Source organism: Vreelandella glaciei, from assembly GCF_013415125.1.
GTDB classification, from domain to species: Bacteria; Pseudomonadota; Gammaproteobacteria; order Pseudomonadales; family Halomonadaceae; genus Vreelandella; species Vreelandella glaciei.
This window is the reverse complement of record NZ_JACCDE010000012.1, coordinates 1-20,432: the sequence shown is the minus strand read 5'-3', so window position 1 is coordinate 20,432 and position 20,432 is coordinate 1. Positions and strand designations below refer to the sequence as shown.

Sequence of the window (20,432 nt, the reverse complement as noted above, 5' to 3'; positions counted from 1 at the left end):
CGTCATGTCTTTGAATACATTGGTGGAACTCGATGAGCCAAGCCGCTCAGAAGAAATTCGTAAAGCCTTCGCTCCCTACACGCCGCTGCTAGAAGTTTCTGAAAATGTTAGCGTCGCTATTCTAGCACTGCTTAACTTATCACATAAGCGTCAGTTTGCAACCGATTTGTTGAATAAAAAAAGAGCCATTGAAATACTCAAAGATTGGCAACATATAGAAAGCTGTGCGCAGGAAGTACAGTGGCTGCACTCACATAACTTAAAGCATCCTGATGCACGTGTCGCACAGCAAAGAATTTTAGTAAAAGCTGAGAAGCCCTCAAGCAGTGTCATTTCTTCATTTAATAGCGTGAGTCGTTTGGGCTGGTCACACAACTCAGCAGCTGTGAATAAAGCAAAGCTTTTTGGAACTAATTTTATATTTAAGGGTGTAGTTTACTGTTTGGCCACTATTGTTTTAGATAATGACAAGCAATGGCGGAAAGAATTCATGAAACTTGGTATGTCTGATGGTCAATGGGCTTACCTTCAGTCGCTTTTCGATAATTATTTCACTAAAAATTTATTACCCTCTTATGTGGATAGGCATTCAGTGCAAGTTACCTTTCTTTATCAAGGAAAGGATGTCAGTATTACACCTGTCACATCACATTCATTACTGGCCGACATTCAAATTGCTCGACGTAATAAATGTGGGGATTTTTCAACAATAAAACATTGGCACTCTTCAAGTGTTGGAGATTTAGCATCCTCACTTGGAGGTAATATTTCTGCTCTTAGTTACTCCCCTAGATTATTAGCCTGTAGTAAAAATAAAGAAAATGACAGGTCTTCTGGAATATTTTTTGTAGACTTCCATCACAGTTCTTTAAGAAGTAAGTCGTTTATCCTGGCATGTAATGATATTGTTGAAAATAAAAGCTTGTTGATCGGAAAGAAGAGGCGAGATCATAGGCGTTCTGCTATTAAGTTGCTGAGGCAGTCTTTATCTGAATGGCTATCCCCAGTTAGCTATTGGCGAAATGTAGGAGGGGAGGTACCTTCAGACCGGGAAAACAGCACTGCATTCTTTTTGATTTCTGCTCTTGACGAGGATTTACTTGAAATACTACCTGAGGTTAATAAAGAATTGCACAGTATTTTGGTGAGGTATCCCCAAACGCAAAGCTTTGCTTATCATCCAGAGCTATTAATTCCTTTCAAGGCTCAGCTTAAGTCCTTGTTGATTGGGATGAAAATCAAAGAAGATGAAACCATGGCTGAAGAGCCATATCATTACCTTCACTTAAAAAACCTACATGTATTCGATGCGCAGGCGCTATCTTGCCCCTATCTGGTGGGTTTGCCTTCACTGCTGGCAGTATGGGGAACCGTCTATAACTACCAGCTGCGTTTACGAAACATCCTTAAACGGAACATTGTCTTTGAAGGAGTTGCCTGGTTTTTGCGGCAGTATGAGTCCTCCTCGGGTGCCAAGATACCTGCCCCTTATCTGCCTCCAATGAAGCCAGGTGAGGCTCCCAAGCGGCCAGGTCTTATTGATATGCGCTTTTGCGATTTGCGCATGGATTTAGTTATTCGCTATCGACTAGAGGATGGAGGCGATACCCCGCTGGGAAATGACGAATTGACTATGCTTCAGTCTGCGTTCCCTGGTAGGTTTGCAGGGGGGGCTATGCAGCCCCCGCCACTTCATGAAGAGTTGCAGTGGTGCCAAGTATACGCAGATGCGAACAGTTTATTGGCAGCAATATCGCTTCTGCCGGACGAAGGTCGTTGGATTATCGACTCAGAAAAACAGGTGCAAAGCATCGAAAGCTTGGTGGCATGGTTGTCCAAGCATCCCAATCATTTACCTGCTACGAGTGGTTATCAGTTGCTTGAAGGCCCTTGCTATCGGTCTGGTTCGCACAGGGAGCTCCATGCTTATGCTGAGCCTTTGGTAGGTCTAACAGAGACGTTGTCACCGGCAAGCTTAAGGCTCAATGGTAAAGCGTATTTTATTAAAAACGCTTTTTGGAGGTTGAAAATCCAGAACTTGACTATGCTGATGAAAAAAGCATAGGCAGGTCGGCATGATGAACTCCTTCAGACATCTTAGCTATGAGCGCTCTCTCAATCCGGGCAAGGCGGTTTTTTATTACCGGACAGATTCGAGCGAATTTGAGCCGTTGCAAGCGGAAGTGACGCGGTTTCGTGGCCTCAAGGCAACGTTTAGCGATGGCTATATGGCATCCGGGACTGCGCGTGCTAAAGAAACGAGCGACTTGGGCTTTTCTAATCCTATTATGCTTGAAACATGTTATGTACCACCGTTAGTTGATACGGTGTATTGTCGTTTTTCGTTACGCATCATTGCAAACAGCCTAGAACCAAATATCTGTGATAATAGAGAAGCAAGAAAAGCATTGAGAGAGCTTTCTGATGCATATAGAAGTTTGGGAGGATACCATGAGTTAGCAACCCGATATGCTAAAAATATTCTTTCAGCTGAGTGGCTTTGGAGAAATAAAGTTGCAAGAGGAATAGTTGTTGAGGTCTTTACCTCAAATTTAAAAAACTACTGTGTTAAAGACGTACAGTACAAAGAATGGGGTTCTTCTTGGGAAGGTGATGACCTTAAATCATTAGAAGGACTAGCAGCGGAGTTTGAAGAAGCACTATCTTGCCCACAAAAATTTCTTTTTGCTGATGTAACTGCAAAAATTAAAACAGAATTTTGCCAAGAAATCTTTCCCAGTCAATTATTTGTTGAGAAAGATGATAGAGGCAACGGAAGTGCGGCGAGGCAGTTTATGAAAAGCACAATGAGCGATGGTCGTCAAGCAGTTAGCTTTGGTGCTTATAAAGTTGGAGCAGCAATTCAAAAAATTGATGACTGGTGGCTAGATGAAGGTGCTGAATACCCTTTAAGGGTGAGTGAATACGGTGCAGATCGTAGTCGGGTTTTAGCTATGCGTGAGCCGGTTACGAAAAAAGATTTTTACTCGCTGTTGAACGAAATTATAAGACTCACGGAGGAGATGAGTAAAACTCGGCAAGTCAGTTCCAATGCTCACTACGTAATGTCAGTGCTAGTGAAAGGTGGTATGTTCCAAAAAGGAATAAAGAAAGGTGAGAAATGAGATACTTTTTTTATATAAGATATTTAATGCCTTCAGCAAATCATGCATTTTTAGCAGGTAGATGTATTGCTTGCTTACATGGTCTTATGAGCGGCTCTAAGATAAAAAGTTCGGGCATTGGTGTTTCGTTTCCATCATGGGCTACGGACTCAGTAGGGGACTCAATCGCTTTTGTGAGTAAAGATATTAATGGTTTGTCTTACTTATCATCAGTGCGGTATTTTAAGAATATGGCGAACGAAGGATTTATTGAGGTTAGTGATATCAAAATGGTTCCAGCCATATCAGAAGAAGTGAGATTTATTAGAAACCAGCATGTTGCTAAATCTTTCCCAGGTGAAATTAAGAGAAGACTGGTCCGCAGCAAAAAGCGGGCGGAAAAACGCGGCGAGACGTTCATGCCTAGCAGTTCCGTATCAGATCGCTTCGTTGATCACTGCCACGTAATTCCTATTGATAGCCGATCGTCAGGCCAACGATTCCCGCTGTATGTGCAGTATGAGGCGCTTGGTCAAGAAAGCCCGTGCGATAGCTACAATAGCTACGGATTGGCTACAAAACAGATACACTCTGGCTCTGTGCCAAATCTTAAGCAGATTACCTAAATATTTTCAGAATATATATTGTTATATTTTTCAATGGCTTAATTAAGATACGCCAAAAAGGGTATTTTTAGTATTTTGTACTTATCTTGTTGATGCCTATATTCATACTGCTAGCTAGGTCTAGTGAACCGCCGAATAGGCAGCTGAAAAAAGCAGCACGCTTGCCCCGCGAAACTCGCGCAGGTGAACCGCCGAATAGGCAGCTGAAAAAGAAAAGTGTATCTCGTTCATGCTGAGCTGGTGGTGAACCGCCGAATAGGCAGCTGAAAAATCAGGATTGAGCTTGGTGATCGTGGCGCTTCCGTGAACCGCCGAATAGGCAGCTGATATTAGGACTGGAAGACAGCAACGGTAATGATACACACCGCCGCAAGGCAGCAATAGTTCTAAACCCTCCAAGATTTCTTGGAGGGTTTTTTGTGGTGCTAGGTGAAGGCTATTTCTGAAGATGAGTTGGTTTGCTCTTAGAGCACCAGCCGGGGTAATAATGAATACCCACCTTCACGTCACACCGCCACACTCCATAGCGAAGAGTAGACGCCGAACCTGTTTTGCTTCGATATCAGTGCCGCATAGCATGACAGGTGCCTGTCCTCCCAGCGCTTCGTTCGAACTAGACATCCAGTTTATCGTAGCCAGCTTGTTCTCGAATACCTCCATTGCGAGGTGACTTACGGTCGCAACCCTATCAAGACGTTCTGATGCCACGGAGTCCAAATTTTTCCTTTCACGTCTGCGGTGGTGAACTGCTGATATGGATACATTAAACAATGCCTTAACCTGCTTATCCTGTAGCTGAAAGGTCTCTTGCACTGTTAGGAATAATGTTGGTGAGAGGCCTTCCTGGATACTTTGTAAACGCTCAGACTCTTTACACATCGCTTGGACTGTGATGAACCGCCAGAACTCTGCTGTCCGTATTTCACGCTTATTATTCCTCGCTTTATGAGGCGAGATGGGTGGTTCTGGCATAAGTCGCCTCGTCAAGTGGTGGTTATGAAACTTCACATGAAGCGGAGATGGATAACAGCACGGAGCGACTGTTTCTTGTTGAAGTGTAGTCTGTATTCCATGGTTGGTTGTGCTTGCGAACTATGCTTTTAGGTATCGGCACTGGATGGGTCTATGTCGAAGTATGAAGAGAATATAGACATGGTATGGTGCCAGCGACGACACCCCATCTTCAGTAGCACCCGGGTTTAGAGTCTGAAGTTACTTTATCGTTTTTTAACACCAGTTGCTCGGCATAGGCGGAAAGCGTTAATCCTCCCAGTCCTTTCTTCGGTCTTTCCTCGTTGTATTCTCGTCGCCACGCCTCGATGATGGCTCTCGCGTGATACAGGTTGGTGAACCAGAACCAGTGCTCATTTAGACATTCGTCTCTAAAACGGCCATTGAGCGATTCGATGTAGGCGTTTTGATTGGGTTTTACAGGTTCGATTAGAAACAGAGCAGCATGGCGCGCCCGCAGAACTCCTTGCCATTATCCGTACGAATGGCGCTTGGTAGGCCACGTTGTATAGCTAGATGATCCAGAATTCGTGTTAACGACAGCCCATCAATGGCACGGTCAGGCACGATAGCCACGGCTTCATGGGTGGCGTCGTCGACAATGGTGAGGTTCTTTATCACTCTCCCGTCCGCCGTGCGGTCAAACACAAAATCCATTGACCAGACCTGATTGGCGATACCAGGGCGGCCAAGGGACTTGCGTTCAGACGTGGGAACCTTCTTACGCTTGCGCCGTTTTACCTGCAACCGAGCCGCCGCGTAGAGGCGTTCGACGCGCTTGTGATTGACCTGTTCACCAGCCTGACGCAGCTTCAGGTAGATCATACCAGCGCCGTAACGACGCCAAAGCAACAATGCGTTCACGCAATGCCCCATTGCGGTCAGGAGCCGGTTGGTAGCGCAATGCACTGGCACTCATACGGATGGCACGGAGCGCTCGACGCTCACTCAGACCACGTGACGCCAACGTCACCCCATCTTCAGTAGTACCTAGGCTTAGCGATCAAACACAAAATCCATGGATCAAACCTGAGTGACAGTACTCGAGCGACTCAATGGATTTCGCTCAGAAGCGGTGAGTTTCTTGTGTTTAAGGCATTTTACCTGCAACTGAGCCGCAGTGTAGAGACGCTCGACGCGCTTATGATTGTCCTGTTTGCCCGCTTTACGCAGCTTCAAATAAATCATGCCCGCGCCGTAGCGACGATGCCGATGTGCCAAGGAAATGATGCGTTCACGCTATCTCTTGTTATGGTCAAGAGCAGGTTGATAGCGCAATGCACTAGGTTCTGTCTGAAAAGTCGGCGAGCGAAGGTCAGACAAGGCAAAAATCGGCGAAAAGACGGAGTTTACATGTTGTAAATGAGTACTTTGAGCCGATTTTTAACGCCGTATGGCCGAGCGCAGCCAGTTTTCAGACAGAGCCTAGTACTTTTACGAATGACAAGAAGTGCTCGGTGCCCACTCAGGTCACGAGACACTATAAAACGAACCACGTCTTGGCGTGTAAGGGCGTTTACCTTTTTTCTCAGCGCCTCGCGAGTGACCTCTATTTACAGTAGTGACTCGGCGAGCAGTCCCACTTCGGCTTCGCCCAGGAAGATAATAATCTGTTCTTCGCTGAAACGCTTCTTCAGGTCCAATCTCCCTGCCTACAGGATCGGACTCTAAAGGGCGGTCTCAATGAGCAAGTGCAACACCTGACCCATTCGGTATGGTGCTGTCATGACTCACTGCTATCGCCATCTCTCTGCTGAAGACCGAGCCGCTATCATGTTGCTGCGAGCCAGCCATTCGATCCGCGCCATCGCACGCCAATTAGGCCGCGCGCCCAGCACCATCTCCCGGGAGCTGGCACGCCATACGGTCCGTGCTGACAAGCGCTATGACGCCAGTCTCGCCGGGTACCGAGCCGGCCTGACGCGTTGCCAGCCTCGCCGCCGCCCCAAGCTGCATCCCGATAGCGAGCTGTTCGAACTGGTGGTCTACCTGCTGCGCCACTACTGGTCACCCGAGCAGATAGCCCGCACACTGAGACGCATGTTCCCTGATGACACTGACCGCCAGGTCTCACACGAAGCCATCTACAACGCGATCTACGTCATGCCGCGCGGCTCGCTCAAGAAGGAGCTGATTGCCTGCTTGCGACAAGGCAATGGCAAGCGGCGCCCACGCAGCCGTGGCCAGGATCGCCGACAACAGATTCCGGGCCTGGTCAGCATCCACCTGCGACCGCCAGAGATCGAAGATCGCCTAATGCCGGGGCACTGGGAGGGCGACCTGATCATGGGTGCCAATAACCGCTCTGCCGTCGGGACGCTGGTGGAGCGCACCACACGCCTAGTTATCCTGGCAAAACTGGATGGCACCACGGCCACGGCAGCCGCCGTCGGGTTCAGCGACAAGCTCAATGAGGTGCCGCGCTCCCTGCGTCTGTCCATGACCTATGATCAGGGCCGCGAGATGGTGAAACACGCCGAGATCACCCAGAAGACCGGCACGGCGATCTACTTCGCTGACCCCCATAGCCCATGGCAGCGCGGTTCCAACGAGAACACCAATGGCCTGTTGCGGCAGTATCTGCCCAAGGGGACCGATCTCTCGGTCTACAGCCAAGAGGAACTCGATGCCATTGCCGATTCACTGAACACACGGCCTCGCAAGACACTGGATTGGCGAACGCCACTGGAGGTCTATGCCGAGGTGCTCAAGAAATCAGTCGAGGGGCCGTCAACCCTTCAATAGCGTTGCACTTGGAACTTGAGACCGCCAAGTGTAGCGCTACTCAATCAGTGGGTGGCTTCGGGATGAAGCCATTTTTCATTATGATATGACTACGTATTCATTTTTAATACTAAAGTATATTTATATTATAATCAATAGGATACATAAGAATCTGCTGTGGTGATTTGTGGTCATGGTTGAATACGTATTCATTCTATTCTAAAACTTCATTTGGGCTTTAGCTTCAGTACAGAATTTCAGTTATGAGGCCCGTATCACGTAGGTAGAGACTACAACGACAAAATACTCAGCTTTATAGCTGGACCATGTTTAGGAGTGCTTCATGAAACATTTCCTGCCTCTCACATCTTTGGCTGCTGCCATCGCTTTGGCCACTTCAACCCATGCTGCTGCAGGAACAGAGCGTGTTATTAATGTGAGTCTACCGCTCGGCCCTGACTCACAGCAGGGTATTGGGGTTCTTAAATTTGGTGAGGAGCTTGAGCGCCTCTCTGAAGGCCGACTAACCATTGAGCCGCACTACGACAACGCATTGGGTGCCGAACGAGAAGTTGTTGAAGGCATGGGCTTTGGCATTATTGATGCTGGTATTGCTTCCACCGGTCCGATGGGGGGGTTCGTCGATGAATTTATGCTCTTTGATTTACCCTACGTCTTCGAGAATCATAAGCATGCTTATGCCTTTCTAGACAGCGAACATGGCGAAGAGCTCGCTCGGCTGGCCGAGGAAGGCATGAACGTGAAGTTCCTAGCGTGGATGGAGAACGGCTTTCGTCACAACACTAACTCGGTACGTCCAATCGAGAAACCCAGCGATCTGGAAGGTATTAACCACCGCACACAGGAAAGTCGTGTCCAGGTTGATACTTGGGAAGCATTGGGTGCTAACGCGACGCCAATGGCCTGGACCGAGGTTTACACTGCCCTCCAGCAAGGTGTTATGGATAGCCAGGAAAATCCTCTGGCTACCATCTATGACGTTAACTTCTATGAAGTTCAGGACTACCTGAATATAACCCAACACGTCTATTCCCCAGCGCCACTGATGATGGGCCTGGATCTGTTCAATTCCTTCAGCGAAGAAGATCAAGCGATTATTATCGAAGCTGCCCAGATTGCTCTGCCGGTACAACGTGAGGCCAGCCAGGAGCTAGAACAACGTTACCTCGGGCAACTCGAAGAATTGGGCATGACCGTGACCCATCCCGACCTAGCCCCGTTCCGCGAAGCGGTCAAACCTGTCCTTGAAGAGTGGGCCCCTACCGTCGGTGCGGAGCTGGTCGACGCTGCCGTCAATTACAAATATTGAGCCCACAACGTCCGCAGGCAGCACGACTTCCTGCGGGCGCTTTTCCGACGCATGAGGCAGCCATGAAGTCTTATCTACTACTGGCCCACAGAGCCATTGATGAGTTTAACCGTTTGATCGGCTGGATATTGGCCGGGTTGTTGTTAGTGATGACGGTACTCATCTTCTGGCAAGTATTTGCCCGTTTTGTTGTGGGCAGTCCGCTGTTCTTCTCAGATGAAATAGCCCGCTTCTCCATGCTCTGGTTGACCTTTCTAGGAGCCGGATATGCCTATCGTAAGGGCACACTAATTTCTGTAGACATCTTATTGGAACACGCCGGAAAAAAACTGGCGCGCCTGCTGCGAATTGCCATCATCCTGTGTTCCGCTCTCTTCGCCTTTATCTTGATTAAACACGGTTACGACCTTATGGATCGGGTTGCCAGCCAGACTGCACCCAGCACTCGAGTTTCTATGATGTGGCCTTACATGGCCATTCCCGCAGGAGGAGTGGTTATCATGATCAACAGCTTGGGGTTGTTGCTGGATGAGGCGCTCAATATTCACAATCAGCCTAAGCAGGAGGTGAACTGACCATGGCACTGCTCTTGTTCCTACTGCTGATTTCGCTATTCATCATCGGCGTACCCATTGCTCTCTCACTCGGACTAGCTTCTGCCATAACTATTTGGCATGGGGATTTATCGCCAATGCTGATCGTCCCTCAGCAGCTCATCGCTTCGGTGAACTCCTTCCCGTTGATGGCGATACCCTTCTTCATCCTCGCGGGTTCCTTGATGCAGAGCGGTGGTATATCTCGGCGCCTAGTCGACTTTTCCAACACCCTAGTCGGCAGTATGACAGGCGGCTTGGCAATGGTGGCCATCGTCACTTCACTGTTCTTTGCGGCCATCTCAGGATCTGGCGCAGCCACAACCGCCGCTATCGGCTCGATTCTGATACCGGCCATGCTGGCCAAGGGCTACCCTGGAGGCTATACCGCAGCCAACCAAGCTGCCTCCGGCGCCCTCGGCGTCATTATCCCGCCCAGCATCCCGTTGATTCTCTATGGGATTGCTGCAAATGTGTCCGTGGGGGACATGTTCATCGCAGGCATTCTGCCAGGCATCCTAGTGACGCTGACTCTGCTGATCTTTGCCTACTTCTTTGCCAAGGCGAATGGTTTGGCTGGGAGTATCGAAAAGAGTTCTTGGATGGATGTCTTGCGAGCGGGGCGAAAAGCAATCCTGGCAATTCTAATGCCAGTCATCATTTTGGGCGGTATCTACAGTGGCATATTCACGCCGACTGAAGCCGCAGTCATCGCGGTGGCTTACTCTTTCCTGATCGGGTTTGTCATCTATAAAGAAATCAAACCGAGCAGCCTGGTTGATATCCTCAAACAATCGGCTGTTACCAGCGCTATTGTGCTAAGCATCATCGGCGCTGCAGGACTCTATGGGCGTATGCTTCAGCGTCTAAGAGTGCCAGACATGGTGTCCCAATTCGCAATATCGGCTATCGACAGCCCGCTACTGTTTATTATTCTGGCCAATCTTTTGCTGTTGTTTGCAGGAATGTTTATTGAGGCAGCAGCAGCGATCCTGATCTTCGTGCCTATTCTGTTGCCCATTGCGATCAGCTTCGGATTCGATCCTGTTCACTTCGGGATCATAATGGTGGTCAATCTGGCCATGGGAATGTTCACCCCACCGGTTGGCCTCAACCTCTTCGTAGCATCACAGATAGCTAATATTAGTATCGTTCGACTCACCTGGTCCGTACTGCCTTTCGTAGGAATCGTACTTATCAATCTTCTGATTATCAGCCTGCTGCCTTTCCTGTCTACTTGGCTGCCTTCGCTCTAAACCCTTCCAAAGAGAGAAACCATATGACCATTGTAGAAAGCTTAACGCCACGCCATGGCCTTAGAGTACTGATTACCGCTGGTGCCAATGGTATCGGTTTAGCAATCGCTAAGGCCTTCCTGGAAGCGGGCGCGAAAGTGCACGTCTGTGATATCGACACCCATGCCTTGGCTTCGCTGCCGAAGGGCATCTCACACACTATGGCGGATGTTAGCAAAGAAGAAGACGTCAACCGACTGTTCCAAGATGCCGCCTCTCTGGGTGGGCTTGACGTCGTCGTTAATAACGCTGGCATCGCCGGGCCCACTGCAGGGATTGATGAGATCGATAATGACGCCTGGACCCGTACTATCGACATCAATCTCAATGGTCAGTACCGAGTTGCACACCGAGCGGCACCGTTACTGAAGGAAAGCCAGGGGCTGCTGATTAATCTGGCGTCGGTCGCAGGGCGCCTTGGGTTTGCCTATCGAACGCCCTATGCCGCCAGCAAATGGGCTATCGTCGGACTGACTAAGAGCTTGGCAATCGAGCTTGGCCCAGAAGGAGTGAGAGTCAACGCAATCCTACCTGGCATCGTGCGTGGACCGCGTATCGAAAAGGTCATTGAAGACCGTGCGGCCAAGCGTGGAATTAGCTATGCCGAAATGGAACAGGAAAATCTTTCTAAGATATCCATGCGACGCATGGTTGAACCCTCCGACATTGCGTCTATGGCCCTGTTCTTGTCAGCACCTGGTGGTACCAATATTTCAGGCCAAGCGCTGAGTGTCTGCGCCAACGTTGAGTCTTTGTGACTGATATAGGAGCAGCCTCATGACGGCACGTATAGGAATTATCGGCGCAGGCTTGATTGGCCGGGCTTGGGCAATTGTCTTTGCACGAAGCGGGATGTCTGTATGTCTCTATGATGTTGATGCTAGCGCTCTAGGCCAAGTTCAAAGCGGCATTCGGCAATCTCTTGAAGACTTACTTCAGGCTGGCCTAATTAAAGACATTGAGGCTCCGCTATCTCGCATCCAGACAGAAAACGATCTGGCTCATGCTATGAGGGGGGTTGAGTACGTTCAGGAATGTGGGCCAGAAGACATTGATGCCAAACGACGTATCTATTTAGAACTTGAGTCGGTAGTGGCCATAGATACCGTGTTGGCTAGTTCCACTTCAGGAATCGCCGCGTCTCGGTTCACAAACCATCTGAAGCACCCCGAGCGCTGCTTAGTAGCACACCCTGTCAATCCGCCTTACTTGATTCCACTAGTCGAAGTAGCCCCATCACCTGATACTTCGGAAGCAACGGTGAATCGCACCATGCAACTGATGGAACAGGCTCAGCAAACCCCGATTCTGGTTCGGAAAGAAGTCCAAGGTTTCATTCTCAATCGTTTGCAAGGCGCATTGTTGAACGAAGCGTTACGCCTGTTTCGCGATGGCTATGTTTCCGCTGAGGATCTGGATAAGACAGTCAAACACGGACTTGGCCTGCGTTGGTCGTTTATGGGGCCTTTCGAGACCATCGACCTTAATGCGCCTAATGGAATCGTCGATTACGGCCAGCGATATGGACCACTTTACCGCGATGTCGACCGTCAGCGCAGCGATGATGACCCATGGAATACCGAAACCCTGGCTACATTGGGCCAAGAACGCCGGTCACAGCTACCTTCCGAAGGTCTAGCTGAGCGACAAGCCTGGCGAGACCGACGCCTAATGGCGCTGATGGCCCATCAGCGTCATATCAATACTAAATAACTTTTAATTTTAACTAGGAGAAACTTCTGATGGCTAATAAACGTAAAGTCATAATCACCTGTGCCGTAACCGGTGCCATCCATACGCCCTCCATGTCGCCATACCTACCGGTAACACCTGAAGAGATTGCCGAGGCTGGTATCGCTGCTGCTGAGGCAGGCGCTTCCATACTTCACCTTCATGCCCGCGATCCCGATAACGGTAAGCCCACACAAGATCCAGCTGTCTTTGAGCGGTTTCTACCGCGTATCAAGAAAGCTACTGACGCAGTCATCAACCTTACCACTGGTGGCAGCCCGCACATGACCGTTGAGGAACGTATGCGGCCAGCCATGGAGTTTAAGCCTGAGCTTGCCTCTATGAACATGGGGTCGATGAACTTTGGGCTTTTTCCCATGCTCAACCGATATGAGGATCTCAAGCACGATTGGGAGCGTGCCCATCTTGAGAATAGTCGCGATCTAGTGTTCAAGAACACTTTCGCTGATATCGAAAAGGCCATGACTCTTGGTGCAGAGAACGGCACTCGCTTTGAATGTGAATGCTACGATATTGGCCATCTTTACAATTTACGTAATTTGATGGATCGCGGCATTATTAGTGGAAAAGTCTTCGTGCAGAGTGTGTTCGGCATCCTGGGTGGTATTGGCCCTCACCCCGAGGATGTTATGCATATGCGCCGAACCGCCAACCGCTTATTCGGGGATGGCTACGAGTGGTCAGTGCTGGGTGCCGGAGGCAACCAGATGCGGATTGCTGCTCAGGCGGCAGCCATTGGAGGCCATGTTCGCGTCGGTCTTGAAGACTCGCTATGGCTTTCTCCGGGCAAGTTAGCCGAAAGCAACGCAGCACAAGTAGCCAAAGTACGCGAAATTCTCGAAGGCCTTTCCTTTGAAATAGCAACGCCCGACGAAGCACGCGAGATACTTCAACTTAAAGGTGGCGACCAAGTCGGTTTCTAGGGAGATTACTTAATGCCAATATATCGACTCGAAGGTAACGTTCCCGAGATAGCGCCAGGCGCCATGGTGATGGAAGAAGCTACGCTGATCGGGCGGATTCATCTTGCCCACGAAGTCTCTGTCTGGCCTGGCGCAGTGCTACGAGGGGATAATGAACCTATCATCGTCGGGGAGGGCAGCAATTTACAGGATGGCTGTGTTGTACACACAGATCCTGGCTATCCAGTCAATATTGGCCGCCAAGTGACTGTTGGACATTTAGCCATGTTGCATGGTTGTAACATTGGCGATGGCGTGATGGTGGGCATGAACGCAACGTTACTTAACGGTGCGGAGATTGGTGAGCATTGCATCATCGGTGCAGGGGCTCTAGTTACCTCTGGTAAACGGTTTCCACCACGCTCGTTAATTGTAGGTGTGCCCGCTAAAGTGGTCAGGGAGCTAACTGATGAAGAAGTACATGGCGCACTAGATAACAGCAAAAGTTACGTGAAAAAGATTGACCAATATAGGTCACTTGAAAAGCTGTGAAAGTGAGGATGGTAATTCAATGCCTTTGGTTCTGGTGAATAGGGCTGTCTATGACTGGACGGCCCTTTGAGAGCATAATTTATGAAAAGAAAATCCGTAACCTCCCGCGATGTGGCAAAGTTAGCTGGAGTGTCGCAGTCAGCGGTCAGTCGCAGCTTTTCGCCTGACGCCAAGGTGGCGGAGAAAACGCGTAAGAAGGTCATGGCAGCAGCCCGGGAACTTGGGTATCGCCCCAACTCCATTGCGCGTTCGCTGATCACCAGATCAAGCCGGACTATTGCTGTGGTAACTTATAGCCTCGAAAATCCTTTCTACAGCTTTATGTTAGAAAAGGCATCACGCTATTTTCAGCAACAGGGGTACCATCTTCAGCTTTTTTTCGCTCCATCGGATAACGGTTTCGACACAGTAATCGACGATATTATCAGGAGCCAAGTTGAAGGTGTTTTGATGCTGGCTATTACATTGGATAGCACACAAGCCAAGGAGGTGGCGGATTTTGGCATACCCTGCGTTGTTATCAATCGCACCGTCAACTTTGATGGCATTAGCCAAGTCGGCAGTGACAATCATAGTGGAGGCTATTGGGCAGGCCATTACCTTGCTTCACTGGGCCATCGTCGCATTGCCTATATAGCAGGACTACCAAACTCTTCTACTGACCTTCAACGTAAAGCTGGCTTTCTAGAAGGGCTTGCCAAGGATGGATTAACTTGTCACGCAGTAGAAATCGGTAATTATCGTTATGCAGATGCCTGTCATGCGACGAGGCGCCTCTTTGCTAGTTCACCTTCACCCGATGCACTTTTTTGTGCCAATGACCTGATGGCAATTGCGGCTATTGACACATTGCGACATGAATTCGGCCTTTCAGTACCCGAAGACGTTTCGATTATTGGTTTTGACGATGTGCCAATGGCAGCTTGGCCAAGCCATTCTCTTACTACTCTGAAACAACCAGTGGAATTCATGGCGTCAAAGGCTACTGAGCTGCTTATGGCGCAGATCAATCAAGTTGATACTGCACCAGAAAACATTATGCTCCCGGTAACACCAATGTTGCGCAGCAGTACCCGGCGCTCAATACACCATTCGAAGAAGAGCTTAAAGGAACTGAGTGATGCACATCATCGTAGCGCCAGATAGCTATAAGGATTCACTATCGGCTAGAAAAGCAGTGAGCGCGATCGCAAACGGTATTCGTAAGGCAATACCATCTGCGCAATGGGATGAATGCCCAATGGGCGATGGTGGGGAAGGTACTTTAGATGCCTTAATTATGGCTACAGAAGCGGAGCGACGTTGCGAGACGGTGAGTGACTCATTGGGACGACCTCGACTGGCAGAGTGGGGTTGGCACTTCGTTAGCCGTACAGCATATATAGAATTAGCTGAAGCGTGTGGATTGCAGCATCTGACGCCTATGGAACGTACCGCAATGCATAGTTGCACCTACGGTGTGGGAGAGCTGATACTTACTGCTCTTGATGCGGGTGCTGAGAGAATAATACTCATGTTGGGAGGCAGCGCGACCAACGACGCAGGTGCAGGTATGTTGCGGGCTTTGGGTGTAAGATTTCTTGATGATAAAGGCCGACCTTTACCGCCGGGTGGTGCAGCTCTTAGTCATCTAGATCGAATCGATCTAGATGACTTTGATTCGCGTCTGTCTAAGGTGATCGTTGAAACGGCCGTGGATGTAGATAATTCGCTGGTCGGTGATCGCGGCGCCAGTGTTGTGTTCGGTCCTCAAAAAGGTGCAAGTGAAGAAGATATCGTCATACTGGATGCTGCACTTGCGCATTTCGCTGACAAGGTGGCAGAGACTCTGGGAGAAGACTTCCGTGAATTACCCGGCTCAGGAGCAGCCGGAGGAATAGGCTTCGCGGCACGCACTTTTCTCGGAGCAGAGCTGCGTCCAGGTATTGAGCTAGTGATGACCCAGGTGGGGTTTCGACAACGACTTGAGCGTGCCGATTTGGTCATTACCGGCGAGGGAAGGCTAGACGGTCAGAGCATGGCAGGGAAAACTCCTATTGGTATTGCTCGTTGCGCACGGGAAATGGGTGTGCCAGTGGTTGTTTTGGCGGGTAGCCTCGGCGAAGGGTGGCAGTCAGCTTATAACGAAGGCGTCACCGCTGTATTAGCTTTGGTAGATGGGCCTATGAAGCTAGATGAGGCACTTATACGCTGTTCTGAACTGTTGTCAGATCGAAGTGAAAGTGTATTACGTTTATTCCACTAAGTATCTTCACGTATTTGAGTTCTGTTGTGCTAGTTCAACTATGTAATGAATTGATTCTGTTGCAGTGTAGAATAGATACTTTCAAGTTTTCTTGAAAGGGATTGGTATCTGCCCGCTAGCTAGGCACCCCAATCATCAAGCGATGTGGGCCTATTATGGTGAGGGTGGCGAAGGTATTTGCCTAGAACTGACGTTTACTCCAACGATCATGGAGGTGAGCCAATTGTTCCTAGGCTCCGTGATTTACAGTGAACAAGCTCGGGTTCTCAACCGCGCTGAGGATTGGGACGACTTTTCTGGAACTCGACGAGCAGCATCCCGAGGCCACTCTAAAAGAGCTCCATCGGATCAGCACCGAAGTTCCATTTCGCCGCCGCATGGGACTGCGCATGGCCCAGCGTTCCACTTCGATCAAGCATCCTGACTGGGTTCACGAAGATGATATGCGTATGCTCGGGCCGAAAGGGCGAACGTCCTTGCCGATTCTGGGCAAGTACTGACCCGCGTTCACTTCTTGGGTTTCAAGGCACTTAATCGAGTAGCGCCACTACTATTGAAACATTACCCTTATGTCACCTTGATGCAATGAACTTTCGATCATGGTGAGTTGCAAGCTTATGGACGGCCCATAAAGTTCAAACTTATACCTACCAACGGTACAGGATATGCCATCTCTACTGCAGATCTAGCTCGGTCGCCCGAGAGCTGATTTTATACCGCTACCTCTCTCAGCATGGGTGGGCTACTGAGTCGCCTCCCAAAGCTACGCTAAGATGTGGCATTATCAGACGGTGCTAATTAAACGATATTTTTTTAGTGTCTTTTAATTACGTAACTTCACTACTGGAGCATACGGTCGTTTTATTTTATGTCATCTGAAAGTGGAAAATTTATGTCATTTTGTGGTGGAGTTTTTGGTGTAAGTCACTGTTTTTTCGTTTTGGTTATGTCAAATTGAAGTGGAAACGACAATTTTGGCTTTTCTAGTCTGTTGTGATATGAATTCCAGCCAAAATGCCATATTTTCCGGTTTGTCGTGACATAACCTATCTTTGTAGTAATTCTACGAAATGGGGTGGAGTCATTTATAAACACAAGCTCAGCCACCCCCGTGTCAGAAACTCTATAAATTTGTAGCGCAAAATCCATAACAGTAATAACTGTTGACTCGCTGCTCGAATTTTATGCATCCGCTATTTTCTTCATTCTTTAGTTTTACCTAGCTGCATAAACAAGGGTGCTTTGTCCCTGGATTAAATATTAAGTTTGCTAAACCAATAAATATAAAATTATTAAGGTTCCAACTCCTGCAGCTCCTAATGCGTCGAGCGTATCGAACAAATCATTTTCAACCATTTTCAATTCACTGAGAGAAAAATAGCGACCGAGTAACTGTGATATACCATTTGACGTTACACTTAATATGGCGATGGTGATCTCGATGTTTTCTATTCCCGTTAACCACAGCAGAGTCGCTAGTAAAGTAACTAAAACAACGCTGGCTCTAAAGGAAAGCCATTTAGCAGAATGAATAGAGGCGTTGACACCGCCTACCAAGTCCTCCGAGGTTGCCATTTTTTTGGGTAGAAGCCGTCTCCAAAAACCTTGGCTGGAGCCCAATAAATGCGATAAAACCATGTGCATACACCAGAATAGTTGAGCAGAGTGAAAAGCAGCTTGCCATGGAATACTTAACGATCACTTAAGCATTCATTAATTGGCGAGGCTCCGGCACGTTTGGCTAATATCTTTTGCCTGCTGGTAAACGTCCGTTGCTACGTCAAGCAAACCCAACACGCTGTGAAATAAGTTATCGTGCGAGGCGGCTTGATCAGAGACTTGGCGTAAGCAGTCCGTATCAAGCCCTTGCTGCTGTGAAAATGAGTTGGACAGCCACCACACCATAGGCACATGCGTCTGTTCGTCGGGGGCAATAGCGTAGGGAATGCCGTGCAGATAAAGCCCTTTTTCGCCAAGTGATTCACCATGATCCGAGAGATAGATCATCGCCGTTGCGTATTCATCCTGATGCTTTAACGTCTCAATCACCTGATCCAATACGGTGTCGGTATATAGAATGGCGTTGTCGTAGCTATTGGTAATGGCCTCTCTTGAGCACGTGGCTAAATCAGCGCTGTTGCAGGTGGGCACAAAACGCTCATAAGCAGGAGGGTAGCGTTGGTAATAGCTGGGTCCATGGTTGCCTAGCTGATGCAGCACGACCACCTGATCTGCTGAGGTACCGCTAATTTGCGTGGTTAATGCTTGAACCAGTGCTTCATCAAAGCAACGTCCATCTTGACATAAAGACGCATACTCCTCTGGCGAGAGCGCTTTTGTTGTCACTCCGTCGCAGACACCTTTACAGCCTGACTGGTTATCAAGCCAGGTGACCTCTAACCCGGCGTGGGCTAATACGTCCAGCAAGGATTCATGTTGCTGAGCATACGATTTAGCGTAATCGGCACGCCCTGGTAATGAAAACATGCAGGGTAATGAGACTGCTGTGCTTGTACCGCATGAGAAAACATCTGAAAAATTGATAACGTCAGGCTGCAGGGCAAGTTTAGGTGTGGTTTGGCGTTCATAACCATTTAACCCCCAATTCGCCGCCCGTACCGTTTCGCCCACCACGATGACGAGAAGTGTGGGTTTGTCACCCGCTTGTGAGCTGATACTGGCGTCCTCACCCACTGGGGAACGCACCGTATTCGCGGAAGCGTGTTGGCTGGAAAGCGCCTGCGCCATCGAAACAATATAATTACCTGGGGTCACCAAGTAGCGAAGCTCTTTATTGTTGCGCATGAGTGACGATACTTCTTGATAAGATAAAAATAGCGCTAACAGCAATATAACAGCGCTGGCAAGGCAATAAGCCGAGCGACGCAACATTGCCTTCTTCCAGGTTGAAGGTGTGATGTTAACGCGCCAAATCATGACGGTAGGCAAGCCAAAAAAGATTGCCAAATGAATCAGTAAACCAGCTGTGAGAAGTTCCTGTGCTTCGTTAGTGTCCGTTTGAAGCACATTGTCTAGCATGGAGGTGTCAAAATAGGTGCCGTAGTAACTGGTAAAGTAACTGACAAAGGCGGCAATCAGAAACAGCAAGGTTAATAAAGGTTTTACCAGCGTTCGAAAAGCAAGGCTCACGAAGACCAAATAGTTAAGGCAGGTCATCACCAAAAACATATTGGCAAAGGTTAGCCACGCCTGGACGGCAAGAGGGTCATAGCCAGCTAAGGCTTGTTGCCAAAAAGGGACATTGTAAAAAACACTGAATATGACAACGCCCCATAAGACAAGCTGCTCCGTACTTAATGTGGGGCGATAATGCCAAGCGGTGCCTACAATTTTTGAAGGCAATGATAGCAATGGACGCATCGAAAGGCTCTCTATATGAAAAGATTAATGAACGCTGGGGGGTAATAAGAATCTTGAAAGGACAAAGCTTACGGTCCAACAAATCATGACGGTCCAGAGGTCGTGGGAGAGAAAGTGCGCCCCGCGGAACTGTTGAGTGATCCCAAACGTAAGGCCAAGCCCTACACCCAGTGCAAGCCCTGCCCATCGCCAGTGGGGCCGTATGGCGGTAAAAAAGAAGTACAGGGCTATCCACGTATATCCTGCGCTGGCATGCCCGGCGGGAAAGCAGGCGGACGCTGGCACTGAGGGCGGGCGTATGTCGAGCAGGCCAATAAAGCCTCGATCTCCCCCATAGCGAATTAAATCCCAAGGGCATTCCATGCTCACCAGGTGTTTAATCGTCGCAACCAGTAACGCCGAAAGTAGTGTTGCGGAAAAAAGATATAAAAGCGGAGTGCGATACTCTTTGAGACGAGTCACCATGGTGCTTAGTATCAATAGGAGGAGTATGGCTAAACCCATCGCCAGGCTTAGCCATTTACCGCCTTTGTGAAGGATATCCTGAGTAATAAAGGCCTCTTTCCATGCCCAGGTATTACCCTGAAGGCGATATAAAAAGTCGGCTAACGTAAAATCAATGTTTAAAATGCTGAAAACTGACATGGCGAGTAGAAATAAAAACCAAGCGGATGCCAAAGGTTTGAGAACATTTAGTTGAGTAGTACGCATAGCCATACACCCACCGTCATGAAAATGGTCAACATAACGGCGGCAGCCCCCATGTCTTTCGCACGCCCGCTAAGTTCGTTATGTTCTACCTGAATCCGTGAAGCCGGCGCCGACACTTTCCCTATCACCGCCAGCGAGCACTTTTTGATCATTCGCCCCGTGCAAGTTGGCTTTCGCAAGCCCGTTATTGCCAAAACCCACCGTGC

General features: G+C 48.9%; 18 protein-coding genes and 2 pseudogenes. 13 read left to right on the top strand and 7 right to left on the bottom strand.

Annotated features, from left to right (window positions below):
* Positions 1-4: 4 nt before the first annotated feature.
* Genes HZS80_RS09635 through cas6f form a run of 3 tightly spaced genes read left to right on the top strand, consistent with a single transcriptional unit; the run spans position 5 to position 3,730 of the window.
* A complete protein-coding gene (locus HZS80_RS09635; RefSeq protein ID WP_179915939.1) occupies positions 5-2,065 on the top strand; it encodes a hypothetical protein in 2,061 nt (686 codons plus the stop codon).
* A gap of 10 nt (positions 2,066-2,075) precedes the next feature.
* Positions 2,076-3,125: a type I-F CRISPR-associated protein Csy3 gene (csy3, locus tag HZS80_RS09630; protein ID WP_083024038.1), complete on the top strand. Its 1,050-nt coding sequence runs from the start codon at positions 2,076-2,078 to the stop codon at positions 3,123-3,125.
* The gene (cas6f, locus tag HZS80_RS09625) at positions 3,122-3,730 is read left to right on the top strand and encodes a type I-F CRISPR-associated endoribonuclease Cas6/Csy4 (RefSeq protein ID WP_083024037.1); all 609 of its coding nucleotides are present in this window, start codon (positions 3,122-3,124) and stop codon (positions 3,728-3,730) included. Before csy3 ends, cas6f begins: the two co-directional genes overlap by 4 nt.
* 501 nt (positions 3,731-4,231) lie before the next feature.
* On the opposite strand, the gene HZS80_RS24125 is transcribed toward cas6f, so the two are convergent.
* The 3 genes and pseudogenes from HZS80_RS24125 to HZS80_RS09610 form a co-directional block, all read right to left on the bottom strand.
* Complete coding sequence (locus HZS80_RS24125) at positions 4,232-4,609, bottom strand: antitoxin Xre/MbcA/ParS toxin-binding domain-containing protein (RefSeq protein WP_243470384.1); 378 nt, start codon at positions 4,607-4,609, stop codon at positions 4,232-4,234.
* 304 nt (positions 4,610-4,913) lie between these two features.
* A pseudogene (locus HZS80_RS09615) lies at positions 4,914-5,699 on the bottom strand (IS3 family transposase); the annotation flags it as partial.
* Positions 5,700-5,767: 68 nt separating this feature from the next.
* A pseudogene (locus HZS80_RS09610) lies at positions 5,768-6,025 on the bottom strand (IS3 family transposase); the annotation flags it as partial.
* Between the two features lie 441 nt (positions 6,026-6,466).
* Between HZS80_RS09610 and HZS80_RS09605 the strand changes: the two are divergent.
* The 10 genes from HZS80_RS09605 (at position 6,467) to HZS80_RS09560 (ending at position 16,134) form a co-directional block, all read left to right on the top strand.
* Positions 6,467-7,486, top strand: coding sequence for an IS30 family transposase (locus HZS80_RS09605; protein WP_179915937.1), 1,020 nt, complete (start codon positions 6,467-6,469; stop codon positions 7,484-7,486).
* 322 nt (positions 7,487-7,808) lie between these two features.
* On the top strand, positions 7,809-8,795 hold the full coding sequence (locus HZS80_RS09600) for a DctP family TRAP transporter solute-binding subunit (protein WP_179915936.1): 987 nt from the start codon (positions 7,809-7,811) through the stop codon (positions 8,793-8,795).
* Positions 8,796-8,857: 62 nt separating this feature from the next.
* Entirely contained in the window at positions 8,858-9,370 is a 513-nt protein-coding gene (locus HZS80_RS09595) for a TRAP transporter small permease (protein ID WP_062362988.1), read from the top strand.
* A gap of 2 nt (positions 9,371-9,372) precedes the next feature.
* Entirely contained in the window at positions 9,373-10,644 is a 1,272-nt protein-coding gene (locus HZS80_RS09590; protein ID WP_062362991.1) for a TRAP transporter large permease, read from the top strand.
* A 23-nt stretch (positions 10,645-10,667) separates the two neighbouring features.
* Positions 10,668-11,441 (top strand): SDR family oxidoreductase, encoded by a 774-nt coding sequence (locus HZS80_RS09585; protein WP_179915935.1) that lies wholly within the window; start codon positions 10,668-10,670, stop codon positions 11,439-11,441.
* A 19-nt stretch (positions 11,442-11,460) separates the two neighbouring features.
* Positions 11,461-12,396 (top strand): 3-hydroxyacyl-CoA dehydrogenase, encoded by a 936-nt coding sequence (locus tag HZS80_RS09580; RefSeq protein WP_179915934.1) that lies wholly within the window; start codon positions 11,461-11,463, stop codon positions 12,394-12,396.
* Between the two features lie 29 nt (positions 12,397-12,425).
* A complete protein-coding gene (gene kce / locus HZS80_RS09575) occupies positions 12,426-13,358 on the top strand; it encodes a 3,5-dioxohexanoate:acetyl-CoA acetone transferase (protein WP_054645374.1) in 933 nt (310 codons plus the stop codon).
* Positions 13,359-13,370: 12 nt separating this feature from the next.
* On the top strand, positions 13,371-13,889 hold the full coding sequence (locus HZS80_RS09570; protein WP_054641768.1) for a gamma carbonic anhydrase family protein: 519 nt from the start codon (positions 13,371-13,373) through the stop codon (positions 13,887-13,889).
* Positions 13,890-13,970: 81 nt separating this feature from the next.
* Positions 13,971-15,035, top strand: a complete 1,065-nt coding sequence (locus tag HZS80_RS09565; protein WP_083023301.1) for a LacI family DNA-binding transcriptional regulator — start codon at positions 13,971-13,973, stop codon at positions 15,033-15,035.
* On the top strand, positions 15,010-16,134 hold the full coding sequence (locus HZS80_RS09560; protein WP_083023299.1) for a glycerate kinase: 1,125 nt from the start codon (positions 15,010-15,012) through the stop codon (positions 16,132-16,134). Before HZS80_RS09565 ends, HZS80_RS09560 begins: the two co-directional genes overlap by 26 nt.
* A 1,269-nt stretch (positions 16,135-17,403) precedes the next feature.
* On the opposite strand, the gene HZS80_RS09555 is transcribed toward HZS80_RS09560, so the two are convergent.
* The 4 genes from HZS80_RS09555 to HZS80_RS23480 all read right to left on the bottom strand — a co-directional run bounded on the left by HZS80_RS09555 (position 17,404) and on the right by HZS80_RS23480 (position 20,279).
* Positions 17,404-17,772, bottom strand: coding sequence for a hypothetical protein (locus HZS80_RS09555; protein ID WP_179915933.1), 369 nt, complete (start codon positions 17,770-17,772; stop codon positions 17,404-17,406).
* A 75-nt stretch (positions 17,773-17,847) separates the two neighbouring features.
* On the bottom strand, positions 17,848-19,515 hold the full coding sequence (locus tag HZS80_RS09550; protein WP_179915932.1) for a phosphoethanolamine transferase: 1,668 nt from the start codon (positions 19,513-19,515) through the stop codon (positions 17,848-17,850).
* 24 nt (positions 19,516-19,539) lie between these two features.
* Positions 19,540-20,232 (bottom strand): phosphatase PAP2 family protein, encoded by a 693-nt coding sequence (locus HZS80_RS09545; RefSeq protein ID WP_179915931.1) that lies wholly within the window; start codon positions 20,230-20,232, stop codon positions 19,540-19,542.
* Positions 20,208-20,279: a hypothetical protein gene (locus HZS80_RS23480; RefSeq protein ID WP_246361904.1), complete on the bottom strand. Its 72-nt coding sequence runs from the start codon at positions 20,277-20,279 to the stop codon at positions 20,208-20,210. The genes HZS80_RS09545 and HZS80_RS23480 overlap by 25 nt, the downstream gene beginning before the upstream one ends.
* Positions 20,280-20,432 lie beyond the last annotated feature (153 nt).